At 62.5% G+C, this 21,122-nt stretch carries 26 protein-coding genes; 20 read left to right on the top strand and 6 right to left on the bottom strand.

The features are described from left to right. Positions 1–101 precede the first annotated feature (101 nt). The 9 genes from AC1RQC_RS33740 (at position 102) to tagF (ending at position 10,222) form a co-directional block, all read left to right on the top strand. Positions 102–1,049 (top strand): DUF6708 domain-containing protein, encoded by a 948-nt coding sequence (locus tag AC1RQC_RS33740; protein ID WP_492885855.1) that lies wholly within the window; start codon positions 102–104, stop codon positions 1,047–1,049. Further along, the gene (locus AC1RQC_RS33735) at positions 1,046–1,234 is read left to right on the top strand and encodes a hypothetical protein (protein ID WP_492885853.1); all 189 of its coding nucleotides are present in this window, start codon (positions 1,046–1,048) and stop codon (positions 1,232–1,234) included. Before AC1RQC_RS33740 ends, AC1RQC_RS33735 begins: the two co-directional genes overlap by 4 nt. Positions 1,235–1,241: 7 nt before the next feature. Further along, complete coding sequence (locus AC1RQC_RS33730; protein WP_492885851.1) at positions 1,242–2,189, top strand: DUF6708 domain-containing protein; 948 nt, start codon at positions 1,242–1,244, stop codon at positions 2,187–2,189. An 84-nt stretch (positions 2,190–2,273) separates the two neighbouring features. Next, entirely contained in the window at positions 2,274–2,555 is a 282-nt protein-coding gene (locus tag AC1RQC_RS33725) for a PAAR domain-containing protein (RefSeq protein ID WP_492373364.1), read from the top strand. 2 nt (positions 2,556–2,557) lie between these two features. Then, positions 2,558–3,058 carry a type VI secretion system lipoprotein TssJ gene (tssJ, locus tag AC1RQC_RS33720; RefSeq protein WP_174427080.1) on the top strand — a complete coding sequence of 167 codons (501 nt, stop codon included), beginning with the start codon at positions 2,558–2,560 and terminating at the stop codon, positions 3,056–3,058. Between the two features lie 4 nt (positions 3,059–3,062). Next, complete coding sequence (tssK, locus tag AC1RQC_RS33715; RefSeq protein ID WP_492373365.1) at positions 3,063–4,406, top strand: type VI secretion system baseplate subunit TssK; 1,344 nt, start codon at positions 3,063–3,065, stop codon at positions 4,404–4,406. A 14-nt stretch (positions 4,407–4,420) separates the two neighbouring features. Next, the gene (gene tssL / locus AC1RQC_RS33710; RefSeq protein WP_492373366.1) at positions 4,421–5,653 is read left to right on the top strand and encodes a type VI secretion system protein TssL, long form; all 1,233 of its coding nucleotides are present in this window, start codon (positions 4,421–4,423) and stop codon (positions 5,651–5,653) included. Positions 5,654–5,666: 13 nt separating this feature from the next. Further along, the gene (tssM, locus tag AC1RQC_RS33705) at positions 5,667–9,494 is read left to right on the top strand and encodes a type VI secretion system membrane subunit TssM (protein WP_492885847.1); all 3,828 of its coding nucleotides are present in this window, start codon (positions 5,667–5,669) and stop codon (positions 9,492–9,494) included. Then, entirely contained in the window at positions 9,473–10,222 is a 750-nt protein-coding gene (gene tagF, locus AC1RQC_RS33700) for a type VI secretion system-associated protein TagF (RefSeq protein WP_492830631.1), read from the top strand. Before tssM ends, tagF begins: the two co-directional genes overlap by 22 nt. Positions 10,223–10,347: 125 nt before the next feature. On the opposite strand, the gene AC1RQC_RS33695 is transcribed toward tagF, so the two are convergent. Beyond that, on the bottom strand, positions 10,348–11,295 hold the full coding sequence (locus tag AC1RQC_RS33695) for a LysR family transcriptional regulator (protein ID WP_492830632.1): 948 nt from the start codon (positions 11,293–11,295) through the stop codon (positions 10,348–10,350). Positions 11,296–11,461: 166 nt separating this feature from the next. Between AC1RQC_RS33695 and AC1RQC_RS33690 the strand changes: the two genes are divergently transcribed. The 5 genes from AC1RQC_RS33690 to AC1RQC_RS33670 all read left to right on the top strand — a co-directional run bounded on the left by AC1RQC_RS33690 (position 11,462) and on the right by AC1RQC_RS33670 (position 15,381). After that, positions 11,462–12,415, top strand: coding sequence for an alpha/beta fold hydrolase (locus AC1RQC_RS33690; protein ID WP_492885845.1), 954 nt, complete (start codon positions 11,462–11,464; stop codon positions 12,413–12,415). 37 nt (positions 12,416–12,452) lie between these two features. Continuing rightward, positions 12,453–13,436, top strand: coding sequence for a glutathione S-transferase family protein (locus AC1RQC_RS33685; RefSeq protein WP_492885843.1), 984 nt, complete (start codon positions 12,453–12,455; stop codon positions 13,434–13,436). Positions 13,437–13,477: 41 nt separating this feature from the next. After that, positions 13,478–14,512: an alpha/beta fold hydrolase gene (locus tag AC1RQC_RS33680; protein ID WP_492830635.1), complete on the top strand. Its 1,035-nt coding sequence runs from the start codon at positions 13,478–13,480 to the stop codon at positions 14,510–14,512. A 284-nt stretch (positions 14,513–14,796) separates the two neighbouring features. Further along, the gene (locus tag AC1RQC_RS33675; protein WP_492373372.1) at positions 14,797–15,096 is read left to right on the top strand and encodes a hypothetical protein; all 300 of its coding nucleotides are present in this window, start codon (positions 14,797–14,799) and stop codon (positions 15,094–15,096) included. Between the two features lie 90 nt (positions 15,097–15,186). Continuing rightward, a complete protein-coding gene (locus AC1RQC_RS33670) occupies positions 15,187–15,381 on the top strand; it encodes a hypothetical protein (RefSeq protein WP_043344120.1) in 195 nt (64 codons plus the stop codon). A 39-nt stretch (positions 15,382–15,420) separates the two neighbouring features. On the opposite strand, the gene AC1RQC_RS33665 is transcribed toward AC1RQC_RS33670, so the two are convergent. Both AC1RQC_RS33665 and AC1RQC_RS33660 read right to left on the bottom strand, forming a co-directional pair. Further along, on the bottom strand, positions 15,421–16,299 hold the full coding sequence (locus AC1RQC_RS33665) for a lipid A biosynthesis lauroyl acyltransferase (RefSeq protein WP_492373373.1): 879 nt from the start codon (positions 16,297–16,299) through the stop codon (positions 15,421–15,423). A 191-nt stretch (positions 16,300–16,490) separates the two neighbouring features. Then, positions 16,491–16,730: a hypothetical protein gene (locus tag AC1RQC_RS33660; protein WP_267605672.1), complete on the bottom strand. Its 240-nt coding sequence runs from the start codon at positions 16,728–16,730 to the stop codon at positions 16,491–16,493. A 345-nt stretch (positions 16,731–17,075) separates the two neighbouring features. Here AC1RQC_RS33660 and AC1RQC_RS33655 point away from each other — a divergent pair, with 345 nt between their 5' ends. From AC1RQC_RS33655 to AC1RQC_RS33630, 6 genes are all read left to right on the top strand, one after another. Then, positions 17,076–17,279, top strand: a complete 204-nt coding sequence (locus AC1RQC_RS33655) for a cold-shock protein (RefSeq protein ID WP_006157950.1) — start codon at positions 17,076–17,078, stop codon at positions 17,277–17,279. 97 nt (positions 17,280–17,376) lie between these two features. Continuing rightward, positions 17,377–18,273 (top strand): trypsin-like peptidase domain-containing protein, encoded by an 897-nt coding sequence (locus AC1RQC_RS33650; RefSeq protein WP_492373374.1) that lies wholly within the window; start codon positions 17,377–17,379, stop codon positions 18,271–18,273. Positions 18,274–18,343: 70 nt separating this feature from the next. Next, positions 18,344–18,628 (top strand): hypothetical protein, encoded by a 285-nt coding sequence (locus tag AC1RQC_RS33645; RefSeq protein WP_492885841.1) that lies wholly within the window; start codon positions 18,344–18,346, stop codon positions 18,626–18,628. Between the two features lie 192 nt (positions 18,629–18,820). Beyond that, positions 18,821–19,144, top strand: a complete 324-nt coding sequence (locus tag AC1RQC_RS33640) for a hypothetical protein (RefSeq protein ID WP_416047718.1) — start codon at positions 18,821–18,823, stop codon at positions 19,142–19,144. A gap of 95 nt (positions 19,145–19,239) precedes the next feature. Next, complete coding sequence (locus tag AC1RQC_RS33635) at positions 19,240–19,524, top strand: hypothetical protein (RefSeq protein WP_150988690.1); 285 nt, start codon at positions 19,240–19,242, stop codon at positions 19,522–19,524. Positions 19,525–19,735: 211 nt separating this feature from the next. Beyond that, positions 19,736–20,110 (top strand): hypothetical protein, encoded by a 375-nt coding sequence (locus AC1RQC_RS33630; RefSeq protein ID WP_150988687.1) that lies wholly within the window; start codon positions 19,736–19,738, stop codon positions 20,108–20,110. 72 nt (positions 20,111–20,182) lie between these two features. Here the strand turns inward: AC1RQC_RS33630 and AC1RQC_RS33625 are convergent, their stop codons facing one another. The 3 genes from AC1RQC_RS33625 to AC1RQC_RS33615 all read right to left on the bottom strand — a co-directional run bounded on the left by AC1RQC_RS33625 (position 20,183) and on the right by AC1RQC_RS33615 (position 21,119). Further along, a complete protein-coding gene (locus AC1RQC_RS33625; RefSeq protein ID WP_150988684.1) occupies positions 20,183–20,437 on the bottom strand; it encodes a translation initiation factor 1 in 255 nt (84 codons plus the stop codon). 80 nt (positions 20,438–20,517) lie between these two features. After that, a complete protein-coding gene (gene infA, locus AC1RQC_RS33620; protein ID WP_006157957.1) occupies positions 20,518–20,739 on the bottom strand; it encodes a translation initiation factor IF-1 in 222 nt (73 codons plus the stop codon). A gap of 74 nt (positions 20,740–20,813) precedes the next feature. Next, entirely contained in the window at positions 20,814–21,119 is a 306-nt protein-coding gene (locus AC1RQC_RS33615; protein ID WP_492885839.1) for an isochorismatase, read from the bottom strand. Positions 21,120–21,122: the final 3 nt, after the last annotated feature.

Below are 21,122 nucleotides of genomic sequence, written 5' to 3'. Positions count from 1 at the left end.
GGCAGATAGTCGCGAGTTGAACGGTACTTGTGCGTGGGACAGATTCCAGCAATGCCCCACTGGTCTAGGGGAATTGCAGCAGGCATTGAGGTAAGAAACGTATGACGATGGACTATACCGGGAACACGCCAAAGTACAAGGTGAACCGGACTCTGACTGAGCAGGAGCGCGAGGACCGGCTATTTCAGAAACGAAAGGCAATGGTAAGCAAGAGCGAGGATGTACAGGATTGGGATGCGCTGATCAGATTGAACTCGACCTTCATCGAGGTGGTGGACAAATTCTATGCCTGGAAGGGGATCGCTTTTGCTTTCGCTTTTGTAATAGGTTGCGGATGGAGCGCAATGATCATATGGATGACGTGGCACGGATTGTTCGTGAAGATGCACGAAGTCCCGGAGAAGGTTGGAGAATTAATATTATTCCTTGTTGCTATGTGGATTCTATCAATTGCTCTTCTTACATTCCTGGGCTGGTTTGGTCACTTCGAGGCCTTTACCTTTACGCACTGGCCCGTGCGCTTGAACAGACGAAACCGCATGGTTTACGTATTCCGCAGAAAAAGTGCCGGGGGAATACTTGCACTCAAATGGGATGACATCTATTTCTGTATGGGGCCTGGCCAGCCTTATGCAGGGCGGCCTCCGCTAGTCTGGGATATTCGCGGCCATGTGCTGGCGCCGGACAAGAAGACGGTGCTCGATACCTTCTCGATGGGACTTAACTGCACCAAGGACCTGCTGCCTGCTCACTGGGAATACTTGCGCCGCTATATGGAAGAGGGCCCGCAGAGTATTCCGATGCCGCGCCGGTACCTGCCGATCGCGGAGAAGCGCGAGTCTTTCCTGTTTGCTGTCAAGGTGGCCTTCAGCAACTTCAGCTATGGCTATGCGTTCCTGCTGTTTGGCACGCCGTTCGCACTGATTACCTTGTTCGGGCGTTTGCTTTGCATGCCGACGAACAAGGTGCCGGTTTGGCCGGGGGAAGTGGAGGAGGCGTGCCGGATCGAGCCTGGCGACCCGTATGAGCAGCGCGTTTCAGGGGATTGAACAATCAGAAGTGGGTCAATCTCGAGTTGAGGCAGCAAGGGCCGGCAGATGGACCGGTGGTCGATAACAAGCTGAAAGAGTGGCTAAAGCGTCGCGTTTTGGGGAAATTCCAAGGCGAGAAACCCGATGGAGCTTTCAAGGCCGGTTATCAGGAAATGCAGGAATTACAGCTGGCATTGGGGTAAGAGACGTATGTCGATAGACTTTACAGGGCAGATACCAAAGTACAAGATCAACCGTCCTTTGACCGAGCAGGAGCGTACAGAACACCTATCTCAGAAGCGGCCAGCGATGGTGAGCGACGGCGAAGACGTGCGGGATTGGGATGCGCTAATCAGGTTGAACTCGACCTTCATTGAGGTGGTTGATAAGTACTATGCTTGGAAGGGATTCGCATTTGCCATTTTATTTGTTCTGGGATGTGGATCGTTGGTATTGGTGCTCAGAATAACTTGGTTTGAGCTGTTTGAAGAGCTTGGAAAAGTAAAGGAAGAGACGGGGGAGATCATACTATTCTTGGTAGCCTTCTGGTTGATAACCATATTTGCCATCATATCTATTGGGTGGTTTGTTCGATTTGAAGCGTTTTCCGTTACTCACTGGCCGGTTCGCCTGAACCGGAGAAACCGAACGGTCTATGTATTCCGCCGAAAAAGCGCAGGGGGAATTCTGGCGCTCAAGTGGGAAGACATCTATTTCTGTATGGGACCGGGTCAGCCTAATGCAGGGCAGCCTTCGCTAGTCTGGGATATTCGCGGCCATGTGCTGGCGCCGGACAAGAAGACGGTGCTCGATACCTTCTCGATGGGGATTCACTGCACCAAGGACCTGCTGCCTGCTCACTGGGAATACTTGCGCCGCTATATGGAAGAGGGCCCGCAGCGTATTCCAATGCCGCGCCGGTACCTGCCGATTGCGGAGAAGCGTGAGTCTTTCCTGTTTGCTGCCAAGGTGGCCTTCAGCAACTTCAACTATGGCTATGCGTTCCTGCTGTTTGGCACGCCGTTCGCACTGATTACCTTGTTCGGGCGTTTGCTTTGCATGCCGACGAACAAGGTGCCGGTTTGGCCGGGGGAGGTGGAGGAGGCGTGCCGGATCGAGCCTGGCGACCCGTACGAGCAGCGCGTTTCAGGGGATTGAAAATCAGGAGTGGGGCGATTTCGAGCCGAGGCAGGAAATGCCGGCAGATACCGCGACCGGCTCAGGTCATTTTGGAGTGAGAACATGAATTTGCCAATTATCACAGTGGGTGACACTACCACGCACGGCGGACGCGTCATGACGGGTTCCGCATTCCATCTCTTGCAAGGCCGGCCTATCGCCCGGCAGGGGGACTTGGTCGATTGCCCGGAGCACTACTCGGACGGGCGTCCACACGGGATCAACGCCATCACCGAAGGGGACCCGGCCTTTCTCGTGGAAGGGCGGCCAGTTGCGCTGCACGGACATCGCTGCGAATGCGGTTGCGAGCTGATCGGCTCGCAGCCTGCCGCCGTCGGAGGCTGAGCATGCGTCAGTTGTACCGCTATTGGCCGATGGCGATTGCCTTGCTTGCCGGTTGCGCGGCCAGTCCCGTGCAGAATGAACAGATGAAGCTGGTGCTCCGTGCGGAAGCCAAGCCAACTGTCAATCCGGATGCGAGGGGGCGAGCGAGTCCTGTTCTGGTGCGCATGTACGAGCTGAAGTCCGATGGGACATTCGCAAACGCAGACTACTTCACGCTGCAAAGCTCAGACAAGACGCTGCTTCTTGAAGATCTCCTCTCTCGTGACGAGTTCATCCTTCGGCCGGACGAAACCCGGGATTTCGAAAGAAAGCTGAATCCGGCAACCACGGCACTGGGCTTTCTTGTTGGTTACAACGATCTTGGGAAGGCTACCTGGCGAACGGTCTACAAGCTGCCGCCAGCACCGGAAGCCGCGTGGTACAGGGCGGTAGTTCCGGCACGCAAGATCAAGCTGCAGGTCTTGCTTGATCAGTTGACCATCAACGTTACAAAAATTGAGTGATTCAATGAGTTGGTATAACAAAGTCGTCTGGAGCGAAGGCCTCTTTTTACGTCCACAGCTGTTCCAGCAACAAGAACGCTATCTTGAGCAATACGCCCATAAGCGCAGCGCGGCGCTTGGCCCGTTCTTCTGGGGTTTTAACCAAGTTGACATTGATACCGAAGCGCTCGCGGTAGGGAAGCTCGTTGTCTCCGCTGCCGCCGGCATCTTTCCGGACGGTACGCCATTCGATGCGCCGGGGCAGGTTTCATCGCCAGCGCCGTTGGCGCTTCGGCATGAACATGTTGGCCAGATGGTCTGTCTGGCCGTGCCGATCCGCACGCCGAACGCACAGGAGACCGACTTTGACGATGCCGCAGATTCGTTGGCGCGATTCCGGACGTTTGAGGAAGATCTGCTCGACGCCAACTCGATCTCGCAGGGTCCGAAGCTGATCCAGCTGGCCGACCTGCGCCTGCGCTTGCTCACGGAAAAGGAGTTGACCAGCGCGTGGCTCGGCATGCCGCTGGCACGAGTCAGCGAGGTTCGCGCCGATGGTAGCGCAAGGCTTGACGGGACATTGATTCCGCCGGTCAGCACCTTTGCTGCCAGCCCACTGCTGTTCAGCTGGCTTACCGAAATTCACGGCCTGCTGCGCATGCGTGCTACTGCCATGGCCGAGCGCCTTTGCGCCGTGAGTATGCGGGGTGGGGATGCAGCGGAAGTCAGCGAGTATCTGATTCTGCAGCTGCTGAATCGTTATGAGCCAATTCTGGCGCATCTGCTGGCCGCCAAAGCTGCTTCACCGGAAGTTCTCTATGTCCATTTGGCAGTGCTGTCTGGTGAGTTATCGACATTCGTGCGCACGCACAGCCGTCGACCTGTGGAGCATGCCGCTTACCGACACGATGCCCCACATGTTTGCCTGAAGCCGTTGTTCGACGACCTGCGCTTGCTGCTCAATGTGGTTCTTGAGCGTGCCGCACAGCGGATTGAGCTTGAACTTCAGCCGCACGGCATCCGGCTGGCTGTGCTGGACCCTGCGCAGATCCAGCGCTTCACGACGTTCGTGCTGGCTGTCGCGGCGCAAATGCCTGTGGATACGCTGCAGCAGCAATTTCCGGCTCAGGCAAAGGCGGGCCCGTCCGAGCGCCTGATCGACTTGATCCGGTCTCATTTGCCGGGGATTCCACTCCAGGCGCTTCCGGTACCGCCGCGGCAGATTCCGTTCAATGCGGGCTATGTCTACTTCGAGCTCGCCCGAGAGAATCCTCTCTGGAAGCAAGTTGAGAAATTTGGTGGGCTGGCGTTACATGTTGCCGGCGATTTTCCCGATCTGCAGGTTGACCTTTGGGGGGTGCGTAGCTGATGACGGAAAGGGATATGAACAATCCGGACGCATCGACGGGGTCAGGAACCAAGCCTTATCAGGACGCTTCCGGCGCCGGCATCGCAGACGCCAGGTTTGCCCCTGAGACGGTAGCTGAACTCGCGGGCGCAAGATCCCCCTTGCTAGAAGCTGCACGCCCACTTCTGCGAGCACTTGCCGACGTCCCGGAGGGGTTGGACGAGGAGGATGTGCCACGGCTCCAGGCCCTGTTGACACGTGAAGTGAAACGCTTTCACGGTTTGTGCGAAAGGGCCAATGTGCGCCGCGAGCATATCCTGGCAGCGAGCTATGCCTTGTGCACAGCGCTGGACGAGGCTGCACACAATCAGGCATGGGGCATACACAGTTGGCCGCAGCAAGGGTTGCTTGTCAGCTTGCACGGGGACACCGAAGGAGGCACCAAATGCTTTCATCTGCTCGGTCGGCTGGTGAGCAGTCCCCACGAGCATATGCCGGTCATCGAGGTGTTCTATCACGTTCTATCGCTGGGATTCGAAGGGCGCTATGCCGGGCAGACCGATGGTCACCGGCAGTTGGACGAGATCCGCCAGCGCCTCTTCCACCTGATCAGTGGCGCACGCGAGAGCGTGCCGCGCGAGCTTTCGCCCAACTGGCGTGGCGCGGACGCAGGACGACTCAGCCGGCTACGCACGGTGCCGGTATGGGTCACGGTGGTGGTGCTGGCCCTTGCGCTCTTTGGCTTGTTCGCCTGGTTCAAATACCAGTTGTTGCTCCGCACGCACGATCTCGAGCAGCAGATCCTTGCCATTGGGAAGATCACACCGCCGGAGCCGCCCAAGGCGCTGCGCCTGGCTGAGTTACTCAAGGACGAGATTGCCCGCGGGGTCGTCAGCGTGCAGGAGGACGCGACGCGTAGTGCCGTGACCTTCCGCGGCGACGACATGTTCGGCGGCGGGCGGGCCGAGGTAAGCGGCAAGATCTTGCCGCTGCTGGACAAGGTCGCAGGGGAGATCAGCAAGGTCTCCGGCAAGGTGACCGTTATCGGCCACAGCGACAACGCTCCCATCAAGACGGCCAGGTTCCCCTCGAATCAGGCGTTGTCCGAGGAGCGTGCCGCGACCGTGACGGAGTACCTGGCCAGCAAGGGCGTGGCCAAGGGGCGCCTCGAAGCGATTGGCAAGGGCGATACCGAGCCACTTATCGACAACAAGACGCCGGCAGCCCGAGCGAAGAATCGCCGGGTTGAGATCGTCGTTACGCAGTGACCGGGGTCAAGGCATGGAATTTCTGAAACGTATTGGGGGCGCGCTCGTCTCCCGGCAGACGCTAGCACTTGTCGCCGTGCTTCTGGTGGCGGCAGCCATCTGGTTTATCGGACCGCTGCTTGGATTCAATGGCATGCATCCGCTGGCGGGCCTCGGCGCGCGCGCCACCGCCATCGTGCTGTTGCTGGCGCTGGCGCTTTTCTGGCTGCTTGGCTGGCCGGTGTCCACGATCGGGGTCGCCGCGCTATGCCTGCTGATCTGGCACGCGGGGCCGTTACTTGCCGTTGGCGCCAGCCATCCGCTGGCGCCGAGTTCGGTCCGTATCCTGCTGATCTCGGCCATTGTCCTCGTGTTCGTTGCGTATGTGCTGTACCTGATCTGGCAGCGTGCACGTACGGATGAGACCTTCGTCGCGAGCCTGCTGAACTTTGGCGGGAAGCGCCAGGAGGTGGTCGCCAAGGATGAAGTTGCCGCGCTCAACACCGCCATCCAGACTGCGTTGCGCCAGCTTAAGGGCATGCGCACCGGCAGCCGGATCGGCCGATTGTTCGAGGGACGGCGCTACCTCTACGAACTGCCCTGGTACATGATGGTCGGCGTGCCAGGGGCTGGCAAGACGACAGCCTTGTTGAACGCCGGGCTGCAATTCCCGATTGCCGAGCAAATGAGCGCGGCGGCTCGCGCACGGCAGGGCACGGAGCAGACGAATTGGTGGTTCACCAACGAGGCGGTCCTGATCGACACGGCAGGCCGCTACACGGCGCAGGAATCGGGTTCGGCGATCGATCTGGCCGAATGGAAGGGTTTTCTTGGCTTGCTGCGAAAACACCGTGCCCGCGCCCCGCTCAACGGTGCGCTGGTGACGATCAGCGTGGCGGACCTGCTTCGGCATTCCGCCGAGGAGCGGGTTGCCGAAGCGGCCAGGATTCGGGCGCGCCTGGCCGAACTGCGTGAGGAACTGGGCATCCAGTTCCCCATCTATGTGCTGGTGACCAAGCTCGATCAGCTTGCCGGCTTCACTGACTACTTCCAATGCCTGACCAGCGAGGGGCGGGCCCAGCCCTGGGGGTTCACCTTGCCGGTTGCGGGCAAGCGCAAGCGGTGGCCGCGACAGCCAGCTGTTGATGCCGCTGCGCAGTGCCGCAAGGAGATGCAGTCATTGGTGACGCGGTTGGAGGTGGGGCTGGAGGGCCGACTGTCCGAGGAGTTCGATGTGGGCCGGCGCAAGGCGCTCTATGCCTTGCGCGATGAGCTTAGGAGCCTGACGGAACCGCTTGTCGCGATGCTGGAGCAGATGTTCCTGGACTCGCGGTACGACGACACCGAGCGCAATGCCATGCTGCGCGGCGTGTATTTCACCAGTGCCGCGCAAACAGAGGGGGCAGTGGTCGCAGATGCAAGCACCGTCTTCCGGGAACTGCTTGGCAGTGGCAAGGCGGGCAAAGCCGCTGGCGCCGCCGCGGGGAAGGCCACCGGCAACCGCAGCTACTTCCTGCAGGATGTTTTCAAGCGCATCATCGTGCCCGAGGCGCACCTGGTGAAGCCGAACCTGCGCTGGGAATTCCGCTTCCGCCTGCTGCGCCTGCTTGTCCACGCGCTGGCACTGGTGATCTTCCTGTGGCTGGCCGGTGCGTTCTATAACAGCTTCGGCCACAACCATAACTATCAGGACGTGGTGCAGGAGAAGGCCAAGGCGCTCGCCGCCACCGTGACGAGCTTCTACAAGAAGCCGCAGCCGGATACGATGCCCGAGGTGCTGGCTGCGGCCCGCGACCTGCCCGCCTACGCCAGCCTGAATCTGGCCGATCCGTCTGTCGACTGGCGGTATGGCCTCTACAGCGTGCCGCCGCTGCTGGGCGCCGCGACCCAGACCCATACGAGATTGCAGGACAACCTGCTGGTGCCATACCTGGTACGCCGGGTCGAAGCCGTGCTGTCCACCGCGGTCGATCAGCGCGATGCCAAGCAGACCTACGACACCCTGCGGGTTTACCTGATGCTGCACGACAGGGACAAGTTCAACGCGTCCGACGTGCGCAGCTGGCTGCAAAGCGACTGGGCAACCGGCAACGGGGCGGAGGCCTTCGGTGGTCGGGTGGCTGTGCTCGCGCATTTGGACAGCCTGCTGGATGGCAGTCGTCCCGTGTTGTCGCCATACGCAAAGAACGAGGCGCTGATCCGCTCGGCGCGGGATTTCCTGGATGGAAATACTTCCGTCGAACGCCTCTACGACCGCGCCAAGGCGGCCATGATGGAGGAGGCGCCACAGGATTTCACGCTGGTGCGCGCGGTCGGGCCGCAGGCTGGCACGGTCTTCACCCGAGCCAGTGGTGAGCCGCTGGAGCGGGGCATCCCTGGGCTCTTCACCTACGCCGGCTACCACGACCTGTTCAATGCGCGCCTGCCGGAATTCGTCGGCAAGGCACAGGCGGTTGATACCTGGGTCATGGGAAGGGGCACGGGGCTCGGCGCTCAAAAAAAAACGCTTGAGAGCGCCGCGGGCAAGCTGACAGGCAACGATCCCCTGACGCGCGAGATTCGACGCCTGTACCTGAGCGAGTATGCGCGGCACTGGGAGGAATTCCTGGGCGATATCCGGACGGTGACCGGCAACAACCTGGCCTTTGACCTGGAGATCCTGCGCAATTTCGCCGCGCCGGACTCCCCGCTGGCCCGGCTGGGCCGGGCAGCGGTGCAGGAAACCACGCTGAGCCGTCCGGTGGACCCCGAGGATAAGTCCCTGGCGGAGAAGGCGCTGTCCGCGCTGGACAAGAAATCCGACAAGGTCAACGCGCTGACCGCCCGCGCCGAGGCTCGCCAGGAGCGCGAGGTGGTCGACAGCCGCTTCGCCGCGCTGCGCGAAGTGGTGACCGGCCAGGCCGATGCCGCCAACCCGGGTGCGCAGGCTGCCGCCGGGAAGCCGCAGCTGGATACGATAGCCGGCATGGTTAACGCCTACTACACCAGCCTGGTAGTGGCCAACAATGCGCTGAACACCCGGAACCTGCCGCCCCCGTCAGAGGCTGGGGCGCAATTGCGCATGGAGGCGGCCAAGCTGCCGGCGCCCTTCAAGGCGGTGTTGGCCGATCTGGTCGTGCAGGGCACCCGGGATGTCAACAAGGGCGTTGGCGACATCCTGATTGCCCAGATGGACGCTGTGATCGGCGAAAGTTGCCGCAGTGCCGTCGACGGCAAGTATCCGTTCACGCCGACGTCGATGCAGGACGTGGATCCGGAGGATCTTGCACGCGTCTTTGCTACCGGCGGTGTGCTGGACGACTTCTTCCAGAAGGTACTGGCTCCACACGTGGATACCACCATCTCGCCGTGGCGCTACAAGTTGACCGCGCCCGATGTGCCACCGGTGGCCGGCCCGAGCCTGGTGCCGTTCCAGCGCGCCAAGGAGATCCGGGAGGTGTTCTTCCGTGATCCGGGCGCAAAGAAGATGGCCTGGAAGGTCGACCTGAAGGTCATAGAGCTCGATCCCGAAATCGTCGAGCTGAACATGGATTTCGATGGGCAGAGCCAGCGCTACGTGCACGGCCCGGTGATCCCGCTCAAGGTGACCTGGCCAGGCCCGCGCGGCGGGCAGGGTGCCGAAATCACCGCCAGCCCGCGCATCCGCCCCGACACCTCGACGTTGACCGCCAACGGCCCGTGGGCCCTGATGCGCGTGATTGCCAAGGGTAAGCTGGCCGGCTCGGCGACAGCCAGCCACTTCGTGGCCGAGTATGACTTTGACGGCCGCAAGGCGAAGCTCGACATCAACACCGGCAGTCTCGCGAATCCATGGACCACCGCCCTGCTGCAGGGCTTCCAGTGTCCGGGGAGGTCGGGGTGATTACGGCACCGTCGATTTTCGGCAAGCTGCCAGCGCAAGGGGACTTTGTTCGCCACAATGCGCCCCTGGCCCAGGTGGCGATGTGGCGGAACTGGTTCGACCCCGGGCAGGCCGAAGCTCCGGTCCGGGCGCCAGCGCTTTCCATTGTCGGCCAGGCGCCGCATTGGTTGCATCTGACGCCACCCAGCCTCGCGGGCCAAGCCCGATTGCGCGCGGCTGAACCGTGTCATTTCATCCTGCGCACGCGCGGCCTGAAGTTCCCCAGCGAGGGCAGCTACCTGATTGGTGTCATGGCCGCGTCCCGAGACCGGGTGGGGCGCCGCTACCCGCTGGTGGTCTGGCAGAGCGTCAGCGCTCAATGGGCCGAGCAGCTGCTCGGCGCACCGGCGCACTGGCTCACCGATCTGGTGCAGTTGGTGCATAACCACACCCGCCTGCCGGACCGAACGGGCCTGGCCGCGGCAGTCGATGCCCTGTGGGCCAACCATCGACCCGGCTGGCGGGGTCGCATCCAGGTGTCGTTCAAGCGCCTGGCCGGCGCACGGAATCAGGCCGCCTCGGGGAATTTGCTCAGCGACAGCTTCACTGGGCCCGAAGCCATCCGTGACGACTGGCCGCCGCACCTGTTGCGCAGTGGCAGCCTTGGCAGCGTCTGGCAGGCCGGTACTGGCTGCGCCATGGAAATCGACGGCGTCCCGGCCATGCGCCACATTGTGGCCGGGCTTTGATTTCATTCCTCGACCACGCGCGGCCACGCTCTATAAATTGCTGCTTGCGGGCAACTGCCTGTCGGAGTGCACACATCAGCAGCGGTATGGAACGGCCCGCAGCATCGGCACCTTGTTGATCTTGCTTATCCTGCCGGCGGCCAGTTCGGGCCCGCTTGCGCAAACAGATCCATGCCCTGCACCAGGCGCTTCGCCAGCCGTGGCTGCCGAAACTGATCCAGCCACCATTCGAGCGCGCGGCCCTCATGGTCGCCCCGCCACGCCACATACAGCGTGTTGGGCTCGCGCGGATCGGCCGTGCGCTTTTCCACCAGCTCCCCACGCTTGAGCAGCGAAGCCACGCGGTGCCGCGGCAGCCAGCCGACGCCCAGCCCCTCGCGCTGCGCCAGGATCTTCGCGCGCATGCTCGGCACGGCCAGCGAGGCTTGCCCGCCCACCAGGCCGTAGGCCCGCCCTGCGGTACCGCGCGATGAATCGGCCACAGCCACGCCCCGGTGCGCCGAGATGCGCTGGCGCGTGAGCGGCTCGGCTACGCTGGCAAGCGGGTGGCGCGGCGCCACGGCAAAGACCCATTCGACCACGCCGAGCTCGAACCAGCGCAGGCCGGGGATGGCGGGTGGCTCATTGGTCGCGCCGACGATCACATCGGCGCGGCCGTCGCGCAGCGCTTCCCAGGTGCCGCTGAGGACTTCGTGGGTCAGGCGCAGCGCCACGCCGGATTTGAGCGCATCGAAGCTGCGGATCACCGGCATCAGCAATTCGAACTCGAGCACTTCATCCGTGACGATCCATAGACGATCTTCCCAGCCGCTCGCCACCTGCCGCACGCGCTGGGTCATGCGCGATACGTCCTGCATCAGGCGCGCGGCCTCTTCGGCCAGCAGGTGGCCGGCAGGGGTGAGTTGCAGGCGGTAGCGGCGGCGGTCGAACAGCAGGGCGTCAAAGCGGCCCTCCAGTTGCCGGGCGGCGTGGGAGACGGTCGATGGCGCCTTGCCCAGGCGCGCCGCGGCGCGCGAGAGGCTGCCGCTGTCCCGGATGGCTTCCAGCAAGGCCAGTTCGTCTTCTGACAACATGTTCAACTCCGTCGAACGAGTTCATCGGGAAAATCGTACGGCAAAACACATGTGCCGGCGCAATATTCGTCGCAATGCTTCACCCGATTCCCGAAACCCCTTTGTTTGCAAGCGCCGTCGGCCAGGAGAGTACGTCCAGCCATGGCACAGTCACCGGAGAAAAGTCATGGCTCTCATTCATCGCATCGCAAGCTACGCCGGCGCCGCATTGCTGGTGTTCGGCGCGCTCGCTGCGCCACGCGCCGAAGCCGCTGCCGCCGCCGTCGTCTCTCATACGATCAAGGCGAACGGCGTTGCCTTGCACTACCTGCAATCCGGGCGCGGTAGTGGCACGCCGGTCGTGCTACTGCACGGCTACGCGGAATCCAGCCATATGTGGCTGCCGCTGATGGCGAAGCTTGGTGACAAGCGTACGGTGATCGCGCCGGACCTGCGCGGCGCGGGCGACTCGGCGATGACTGAGTCGGGCTACGAGAAGAAGAACATGGCGCAGGACATTCACGCCATGGTCCAGGCTCTCGGCTATCGCAAGATCAACATTGTTGGCCACGATATCGGCCTGATGGTGGCTTACACTTACGCCGCGCAATACCCGGGCGAAGTGGAAAGCGTGACGCTGATGGACGCGTTCCTGCCCGGCGTGGGCGACTGGCAAAAGGTCTGGCTGCTGCGCGACAAGTGGCACTTCAACTTCTACGGCGACACGCCGGAGAAGCTGGTGAAGGGCCGCGAGCGTACCTACTTTGAACACTTCTGGAACGATTTCGCCGCTGACCCGAAGCACTCGGTGTCGGAGGCAAATCGCCGGATTTATGCTGCCAACTACGCCAAGCCGGGCCGGATGCGCGCGGGATTCGAGTTCTTCCGTGCGTTCCCGCAGGATGCCGAAGACTTCGCGGCGCTGGCAAAGCACCCGCTGCCGATGCCCATGCTGGTGCTGGCGGGCGAGAAGGCTTCGGGTAGTTTCCTGATCGACCAGGCGCGTCTCGTCGCCACCCATGTGCAAGGCGTGATCGTCAAGGGCTCGGGGCACTGGCTGATGGAAGAAGCGCCAGGGCAGACCATTTCAGCTATCGTGCAGTTCATCGACGCGCCGTCGCAACCCGTTAGCGCCGACTAAGACGCCTACCTCACCGCATCAAAAAAGGAGTATCGACATGGGACTGCTCGTCAACGGCAAATGGCAAGACCGCTGGTACGACACGGCATCCACCGGCGGCCGCTTCGTTCGCAAGGACGCTGCCTTTCGCAACTGGGTGACGCCCGATGGCGCCGCCGGCCAGAGCGGCGCCGGTGGCTTCAAGGCCGAGGCCGGGCGCTATCACCTGTACGTGAGCCTGGCCTGCCCGTGGGCGCACCGCACGCTGATCATGCGCACACTCAAGGGGCTGGAAGAGATGATCAGCGTATCCACGGTGCACTGGCTGATGCTCGGCGAGGGATGGACGTTCGCCGAGGGCGCGGGCGTGGTGCCGGACACGGTCAACGGTGCGCGGCTCTTGCACCAGGTCTACACCGGCGCCGATCCCGACTACACCGGGCGCGTCACCGTGCCCGTGCTGTGGGACAAGCAGCGGGCAACCATCGTCAATAACGAGTCGTCAGAGATCATCCGCATGTTCAACACCGCCTTCGATGGTATTGGCGCCAAGGCGGGCGACTACTATCCGGCGGCGCTGCGCGCGGAAATCGACGAAGTCAACGCACGGGTGTACGACACGCTCAACAACGGCGTCTACAAATCCGGCTTTGCCACCACGCAAGACGCTTATGAAGAGGCGGTGACACCGTTGTTCGATACGCTCGACTGGCTCGAGGCGCGGCTCGCCACGCGCCGCTTCCTGCTGGGCGACCGGCTTACCGAGGCCGACATCCGCCTGTTCACAACGCTGGTACGCTTTGACGCGGTTTATGTGGGGCACTTCAAGTGCAACCTGCGGCGCATCGCCGACTATCCGAACCTGTCTGGCTTCACGCGCGACATCTACCAGTTGCCGGGGATTGCGGCGACGGTCAATATCGACCATATCAAGCGGCACTACTATGAAAGCCACCGCTCCATCAATCCGAGTGGCGTGGTGCCGGCGGGGCCGGTGCTGGACTTTGCCGCGCCGCCGGAGCGCGCGCGGCTGGCGGCGTAAGGCCGTTGTCCGTTTCTTTTTCGTTAGCCGAGACCACGCCCATGACGTTTCATCGCCAATTCCTGCTTGCCTTGCTCACATTGGCAGCCGTTGCCACCGCCCCCGTCGCGCTGGCTGCCGCCGACGATGGGCCCGCATATGGCCCCGAGCTGGAAGGCTTCGACTATCCGGCGCCGGTGCAGCAGTTTGCGTTCACCTCGCAAGGCGAGGCGATGCAGATGGCTTACATGGACATCAAGCCAGAGCGCGCCAACGGCCGCACCGCGGTCTTGCTGCATGGAAAGAACTTCTGCGCGGCGACCTGGGGGGACACGATCAAGGTACTCAGCACGGCCGGGTATCGCGTCATTGCGCCGGACCAGATCGGCTTCTGCAAATCCAGCAAGCCGGCGCACTATCAGTTCAGTTTCCAGCAACTGGCGCGCAACACCCACGCCTTGCTGGAATCCATCGGGATCCAGCAGGCGACGGTGATCGGGCATTCCACGGGCGGCATGCTGGCGATGCGCTATGCGCTGATGTATCCGCAACAGACGGAGCAACTGGCGCTCGTCAACCCGATCGGCCTGGAAGACTGGAAGGCGTTGGGCGTGCCATCCTTGTCGGTGGATCAATGGTATGCCCGTGAGCTCGCCACCAACGCTGACAAGATCCGCAGCTACGAAAAAGCTACCTACTATGTGGGCACGTGGCGCCCCGAGTACGAGCCCTGGGTGCAGATGCTGGCGGGCATGAACCGCGGCCCGGGTAAGCAGCAGGTGGCCTGGAACTCCGCGCTGATCTACGACATGATCTTCACGCAGCCGGTCGTGTACGAGTTGGGCGCGCTGAAGACGCCAACCTTGCTGCTGATCGGCGACAAGGACACTACGGCCATCGCCAAGGATGCAGCACCGCCGGAAGTCCGCGCGAAGGTCGGCAACTATCCGGTGCTGGCGCTGCGCACCTTGAAGGCGCTGCCGAATGCCAGGCTGGTGGAGTTTCCGGCGCTGGGCCACGCGCCGCAGATGCAGGATCCAATGGCGTTCCACAAGGCGCTGCTGGATGGCCTGGCGGCGTTGCCGGCAAGCCGGTAGCGTGAATGCCGAAGGCGTGCGGGGGGACGGCGGCTGAGGGAATGAATCCTGCATGGGGGGCAGGGCAGGGCCGCTTTGCCCGTGGCTGTCACGCGCAGGCGGTTGCCGCCGCCAGATCAGATCCCTGGCCTGTCGTTACCGAACAAGAACACGCCATCTTGCACTTTCTCCGACCCATGCAGGCCGCGTTTTGTAAAAAATGCAGTGCTATCGCCGCCGTTCTCAGTCGATCCGCCGCACACGAAAAGCGCGCGCCCGGGAGACACGTTTGCCTTCGTCATGTCGTGTTCGCTGCGGTGACGCTCGGCGTGCCGGCAGGCCATGCCTTTGCCGAGCAGACGGAGGCGGCATCTGCGGTCGAAGTGGCGCAGTGCGGTGATCTGCTCACCATCGTGCGCGATAGCCTGGTCAAGGAGGTGGAAGTGCCTTGTGCTCACCCTTCGCCAGCGACATGCAACGAACGCAAGCGTCCGCTGCTGGCCATCACCGCCTATATCCGCGAGCGCAGCGCCAACCGAGGCGACGATTGCGACACGCTGCTGGAAGTGAATCGCCGCCTGCGTGCCTTGCCGCCAAAGCGCTGAGAGGCCGCGCCGGGGTGCTACCATGCGCGCAGCTTGCTAGCCCGGGCATCAGGCCCGGGGGCAGAGTTCGACTTTTGCAGGGGAATCTGGATGGATCCGACAGTAGTGATCAGCACCTTCGAGCGCATCGCCAACGACGACACGGTGGAGCTATCGGTGGACGATGCCGTGGCCGGCCTGGCCGCGCTGCTTGCCAGCGAGCCGTTTTCCGACGCGGCGCGTGCGCTGCTGGAGACGGTGGGCGCCACGCTCTATCGCGTGGGCCTGGATGGCTACGAAGGCTGAAGGGAAAGTGGGCGGCGCGCGCGCGCCGCTGCAGGCATTTCAGTAGACAGGCGCCTCGCCTTCGGGGCGGTGCTTGAAGCGGCGATGCACCCAGTAGTATTGCTCCGGCATGGCGCGGACCTGCTGCTCCAGGAACGCGTTCATGCGCAGCGCGTCGACCTTCTCGTCGCCGGAGGGGTAGCCCGCCAGCGCATCGAATATCTTCAGCTTGTAGCCGCGGTAGCCAGGCAGGACAGAGGTCGTGAAGGGCACGACGCGCGCGCCGCTGAGCGCGGCGAGGCGCGACACCGAGGTGAGCGTGCAAGCGGGGACGTTGAAAAACGGCACGAATACCGAATCGCGCAAGCCAAAATCCATGTCTGCCGCGAGCATCAGCGGCGTGCCCGACTTGAGCGCGCGCAAGGCCTGGCGCACGCTGCCATTGCGCGGGATCATCTCCGTGCCGAACCTGCCGCGCTGCTGCTTGGCGAGTTGTTCCAGCAACGGGTTCGACATCTTCGAGTAGAGTGAGGCCACCGGATGCTTGATCGAGTAGAACATGCAGCCGGCCTCGATCGCCACGAAATGGAATCCCAGGAAGATGGTCGGGCCGGCCTCGGTGTTGCCGAGCTCGATGGCGGACTCCAGCTCGACCAGGTCATTCAGCTTGCCGGCACAGCCATACCATTGCACCCCGCGTTCCAGGTAGCTTCGAATCACGTGGCTGAAATGCGCCTGTCCCAGGGCATGTCGATGCGCTTCGCTCTGGTCGGGAAAGCAAAGCCGCAGGTTGGTCTGCACCACGCTGCGGCGCCGGCTTGGAATGCGATAGAGCAGGGCGCCCAGGCCCATGCCGACGCGGGCGCACACGCTATAAGGCAAGGCGGCGAGCAAACGCAGCAGGCTGACGGTGAAAAATAGTCCGATACGCTGGATCATCCTGTTCCTGAAGGGTTGCCGCGAGGCGTGACGCGCGCCGCCGCGGCCAGGTGGCGCGGGCGTGCAGCGCTGTCTCGCGTGAAAGACGCGGCAGTGGTGGTGATTGCCAGCTAATGGGCTTGCGGGGCTTGTTGGGCCCGTCTTGGTGGTGTGGTGCTACGGCGCCGCGTCGATGCAGGCGCGTGCCTGGATCATTGAAGGTCCGGGACCGGCGCCTGCTGCGGCGCTAGCTGCCAGCCCTGCGCATCGACGTTCTTGCCGTCGCGGTAGATCCAGCCGGTGCCGCAGGCCTGGCACACAAAGGTACTGACTGTCATTGCAGGGCGGCGTGGCACCTTGATGCGCTGCGTGTCGGTGATCCTGAGCAACGCATGGCCTGGCGAGCCACCACGGTTGGTGTCGATGGCGAGGCAGGCTGGGCAAGGCGACATGCGGAATCCGACGGCGGAAGGTGGGTGACTGTAGCACGTTCATGCTGCTATAAACCGCCGCCGCGAGCTTGTATCTGTTCGCGCACGTGGGCGCGCGCGATGCGTGGCGCGAGGTGTGGAAAAGACCGTGCCCGCAACCAATGAGGCACTTTTTTCTTCAGTAAGTTGACATGCCTATCCCAGCCCTGTATAAACGTTGGTGCAGGATCTTTCAAGCGGTTACTCAGATGTTATGGATCGTCCCCTCCAAGCGGCGATTCGTTTGCTCCATGTTCCTTCCTTGATCGTCATGCCTGGTGAGCATCAGGCTCATCCAGAACTTTTAAGGTTTAAAGGATATCCAGCATGGAAACCGGTACCGTCAAGTGGTTCAACGACTCCAAGGGCTTCGGCTTCATCACCCCTGACGCAGGCGGCAACGACCTGTTCGCGCATTTCTCGGAAATTCAAGGCGGCGGTTTCAAGTCGCTGCAAGAAGGCCAGAAAGTGCGTTACGTCGCAGGCGTTGGCCAAAAGGGCCCCGCAGCGACCAAGATCGAGCCGATCTAATCGAGCCGATTCGAATCGCCTAGAAAGAAGCCCCGCTTAGCGGGGCTTTTTTTTTACCGACCGGGAATCATCGAGGTGCGCAAGCGCATAAAACATCATGCCTATGGTCGAATCCATCCTTCTAGCCGCCGTCCGGGTCTCGTCCTTCGAAGGCCAGCAGCCGCTGACCAATGCGAGCGGATTCTTCTTCGAGCGCGATGGCCGGCTCTTCGTGGTGACCAGCCGCCATGTGGTGTTCGACGAGCCAAGCAAGCACCACCCGGACCGTATCGAGATCGAACTGCACAGCCAGCCGGAAAACATGGCCGACTCGATCGGCTTTTCGATTCCGCTGTACCGTGACGGGCTTGCCGTCTGGCGCGAAGGCGAGGACGGCGGTGGTCCGGTCGATGTCGCCGTGGTGGAGATTGAGCGCAAGGCGTTGCCGCCCAAGCTGCTTTACCGGGCCTTCACGCCGGAACATCTGGCGCAGCCTTCCGACCGCGTCGAGGTGGGCGACTCCCTGTTGATCGTTGGGTTTCCCCTGGGTTTTCATGACGCGCTCCATCATCTGCCGGTTGCGCGCCAGGCCGTGGTCGCGTCCGCGTACGGATTGCGTTTCCAGGGCCAGGGGTTTTTCCTGACCGATGCCAGGACTCACCGCGGCACCAGCGGCGCGCTCGTAGTCTCGCGCATGCGCGATGGCCGGGGCGACAAGCTGGACCTGCCGTGGATGCTGCTCGGCATCCACTCGGCTCGCTTCGACGTCGGCTCGCGCGACCTGGCGGAGGACGAAGTGCTTGGGCTGAACTCTGCCTGGTATGCGGACATGCTGCTGACCCTGACCGAGCCCGTGGCGGCAAAGCCCGCGCGGACCGCGCCTGGCGCCGCCGCTACTCCCGCTGCTGCTACGCCCCCCGTTGCTGCTGCAGCGGCTATTGGCAATGCGGCAGCCATGCCGTCGGTTGCCCCGGCGGCTGCTCCCGCGCCAGTCCCGCCCGCTCGGCCAAAATAAAGGTCATGGAGCGGCTCCTAATAGGAGTAGAAGGAGTAGAGTGGGACTCAGTGGAACTGTGGAGTGCATCATGGACATCAATCCGATTGCCAGCTACAAAGGGTTCGACTTATACCCTCTCGTGTACAAGCACGCCGTGGTGCGCACCTGGCCGGAACGCAGGCCGGACCGGACCTTCGATGCCGCTGTCGTGATCTGCCGCGAAGGTGGCGAGCCCGAGGGGACGCAGGCCCGTACGTTCCGCCTCGACACAGTGCCGTGGGACAACGTCGGCGCTGCGCGCCGTGGTGTCGTTCGTTACGCCGAGGACATCATCAACGGCGCGATTCCCGGGCAATCCGTCGTCTCGCTCTGACGCCTAGAGCGAGATGCGGCAATGTCCGTCGTTGCACGAGGATGACGCAGGCGCGCCTGTCATGTCCTCGCCTGTCCATGGCTTGGCCGAGCAGCCAGCCACCGCTGCGTCGTCGCCAGTTGACGAGATCCCCGGGATGTCCTGCTTGTCCATCGGACCGACGGCGCGCCGATCGTTCGTCGGTGCATCGTCATGCTAGATCTCGTTGCCTTCGTGAAGCCCGTCCTTGACGAGATCACCGGGCAAGACGTCAGGATCTGGCCGGCGGGGCAACGCGTGGTGACGGCAAACTGGCAGATCCCTGATGCCAGGAGCTTTACCTGGCCAGCCAGGGCGCTTGAAATAGAGATGGCGCAGGACGTCGCGGAGCAATTGAGCAACGCGGACCAGGACGCCTTATATCAACTACAACGCAGCCTTGACCGGTATCTGCGCGCACGCCTTGGCGTCCATTGCAAGCAGGACAAGCCAGGGAACGCGATCGTGATTGTCGTCGATCGCCTGATGGCTCCCTAGCTTGCCCGCGTGCTGGCGCATTGGGCCTAGGCATTGGCCATTGCGAGCGAACCGGCACAAGGCCAGCTGCGGCATCAAGCCGCCTGGAGCACTACATGAACAATACGCCTTCCGCCTGCTACAAGGGTTTCGACCTCTATCCGCTGGTGTACAAGATCCAGCCCGCGCAATCCTGGCCGAGGACCAAGCCGGATCGCAGCTTCAACGCGTCCGTGGTGATCTGCCGCGAAGGCCATCGGCCCGGCAGTGAACGCACGCGCGTGTTCCGCCTGGAAAGTACCCCTTGGGAGAATATCGGCACGGCGCGCAGGGGTGCCGTGAAGTTCGGTGAAGATATTATTAACGGGCTGATCCCCGGGGAGTCTGTCGCTACGCTGTAACGCTGCGCCGGCAGAATCTGGCCCAGTAGCGCGGCGTTGCCCGTGCTTGCCGTGATGCAGGTGTTGCCAACTGGTATCGTAGGGGGGGCGGCCACCGCCAGGCAATGGGAAGCAAGAGGAAACGGGACCGCGCCGTGCAATGCCCGCCCTGCCGGTCTACCTGTCAAAACCTGCCGTGCGCAGTTGCGCCGGCGCCGCGAGCGCATACGTCATGAACAAGGTTGCCACACCATCCAACTTCCTCTGCACGCTACCGGGGCAAGGCAAGGGCATCGCCTACCATGTAGCCGTCAGCTTTCTCGACTCCAGTCATCCGACGGGTGTGCGCTTCACCAGTTTCGTCGGTGACGGCAGGCGTTCATTCGGGGTTCAGGCCAACGAGGCGGCCTTGGCGGGCGAAATGGTCGACAGCTTCGAGGCATTGTGCCGGCTGGCGATCGGGCAAGCGATTCGTGACAACCTCTATGACAAGGCTGGCGAAGGAGACTACGTGCTGGACCTGGGCGCGCAGCCTTTCGAGGGCGAATTGCGCCCGGTTGGTTCGCGCGTTGGTGTCAGCATGCCGCGCATGCGGTTTCCTGGCTGAGTCATCGCGTTGCCTGGCGCTGGCACGGGCGCGGGGAGCGCCCGGGAGATCGTGCTGGTCCGGACTGCCTGGCTAGACGCCGAATGCCGGGCTGCCGAAGCGGGCCAGCAGCGATTCGATCAGTGCCATGTCTTCGGTCTGCGGCGTCCTGTCTTCCGTGGCGCGCGACGGGCCGCAATAGGTTGCGCATACATGCCTGCGCACGGTTAGCACTTCATCCGCGGGGCGCTCCACCGTGACTTCCGGTCCCGGCACGTGGCGATAGCTTCCGCCTACCCAGCCACCTGGCGTCAGGTGCATCTCTTCCCATTCTTCGCTGATCGACATGTTTCTTCCTTTCGTTAGAGGGTGGGAGGGGCCGCGGGCCAACAGCTTGACGGCGCGGCAGCGTATCCGGCCGACCAGTATCAGTACTTGTGGCGGTAGTTGATCCGGCCCTTGGTCAGGTCGTAGGGCGACATTTCCAGCGTGACGCGATCGCCGGCCAGGATACGAATGCGGTTCTTCTTCAGGCGGCCGGACGAATAGGCCCACACCTGGAAACCATTTTCCAGGATGACGCGAAAACGGTTGTCCGGCAGTACTTCCGATACTTGTCCACCAAATTCCACTAGTTCTTCTTTAGCCAAGGATGATCCTTTTGCAGCAAGACCTGCTGCACAGTAGGTTGAGACGCATGCGGGTTGCTTTTCGTGTGGCCGGCTTATTGCAGGCGCATATCGGCAGCGACGCTCTCGGCCGCGCGTCGGGCGGCCTGTTTAGCCTGGGCTTCGGTGCCATGCGTGGCATGGCGCATCGAGACGTTGGCGACGATGCATTCGGAGCCGTTCTTGTATTCGGCGATCAGATAGGTCGCAAACCACACGCCTGGCTCTTGTTGTATCGGGTAGACCGACACCGTGTACGGATTGGCGCGGGTGGCGCGGGTGGTGCTATTGGTGCGATTGATGCTTTGATTCAAGGTGTTGCCCTTATGCGGGCGGACGATCTGAGGCAACGTTGAGCGCATCTC

This window comes from Cupriavidus sp. GW822-FHT03E04, from assembly GCF_058801495.1.
Note: the sequence above shows the minus strand (reverse complement) of the source record. Positions and strands in the feature narration are given on the sequence as shown.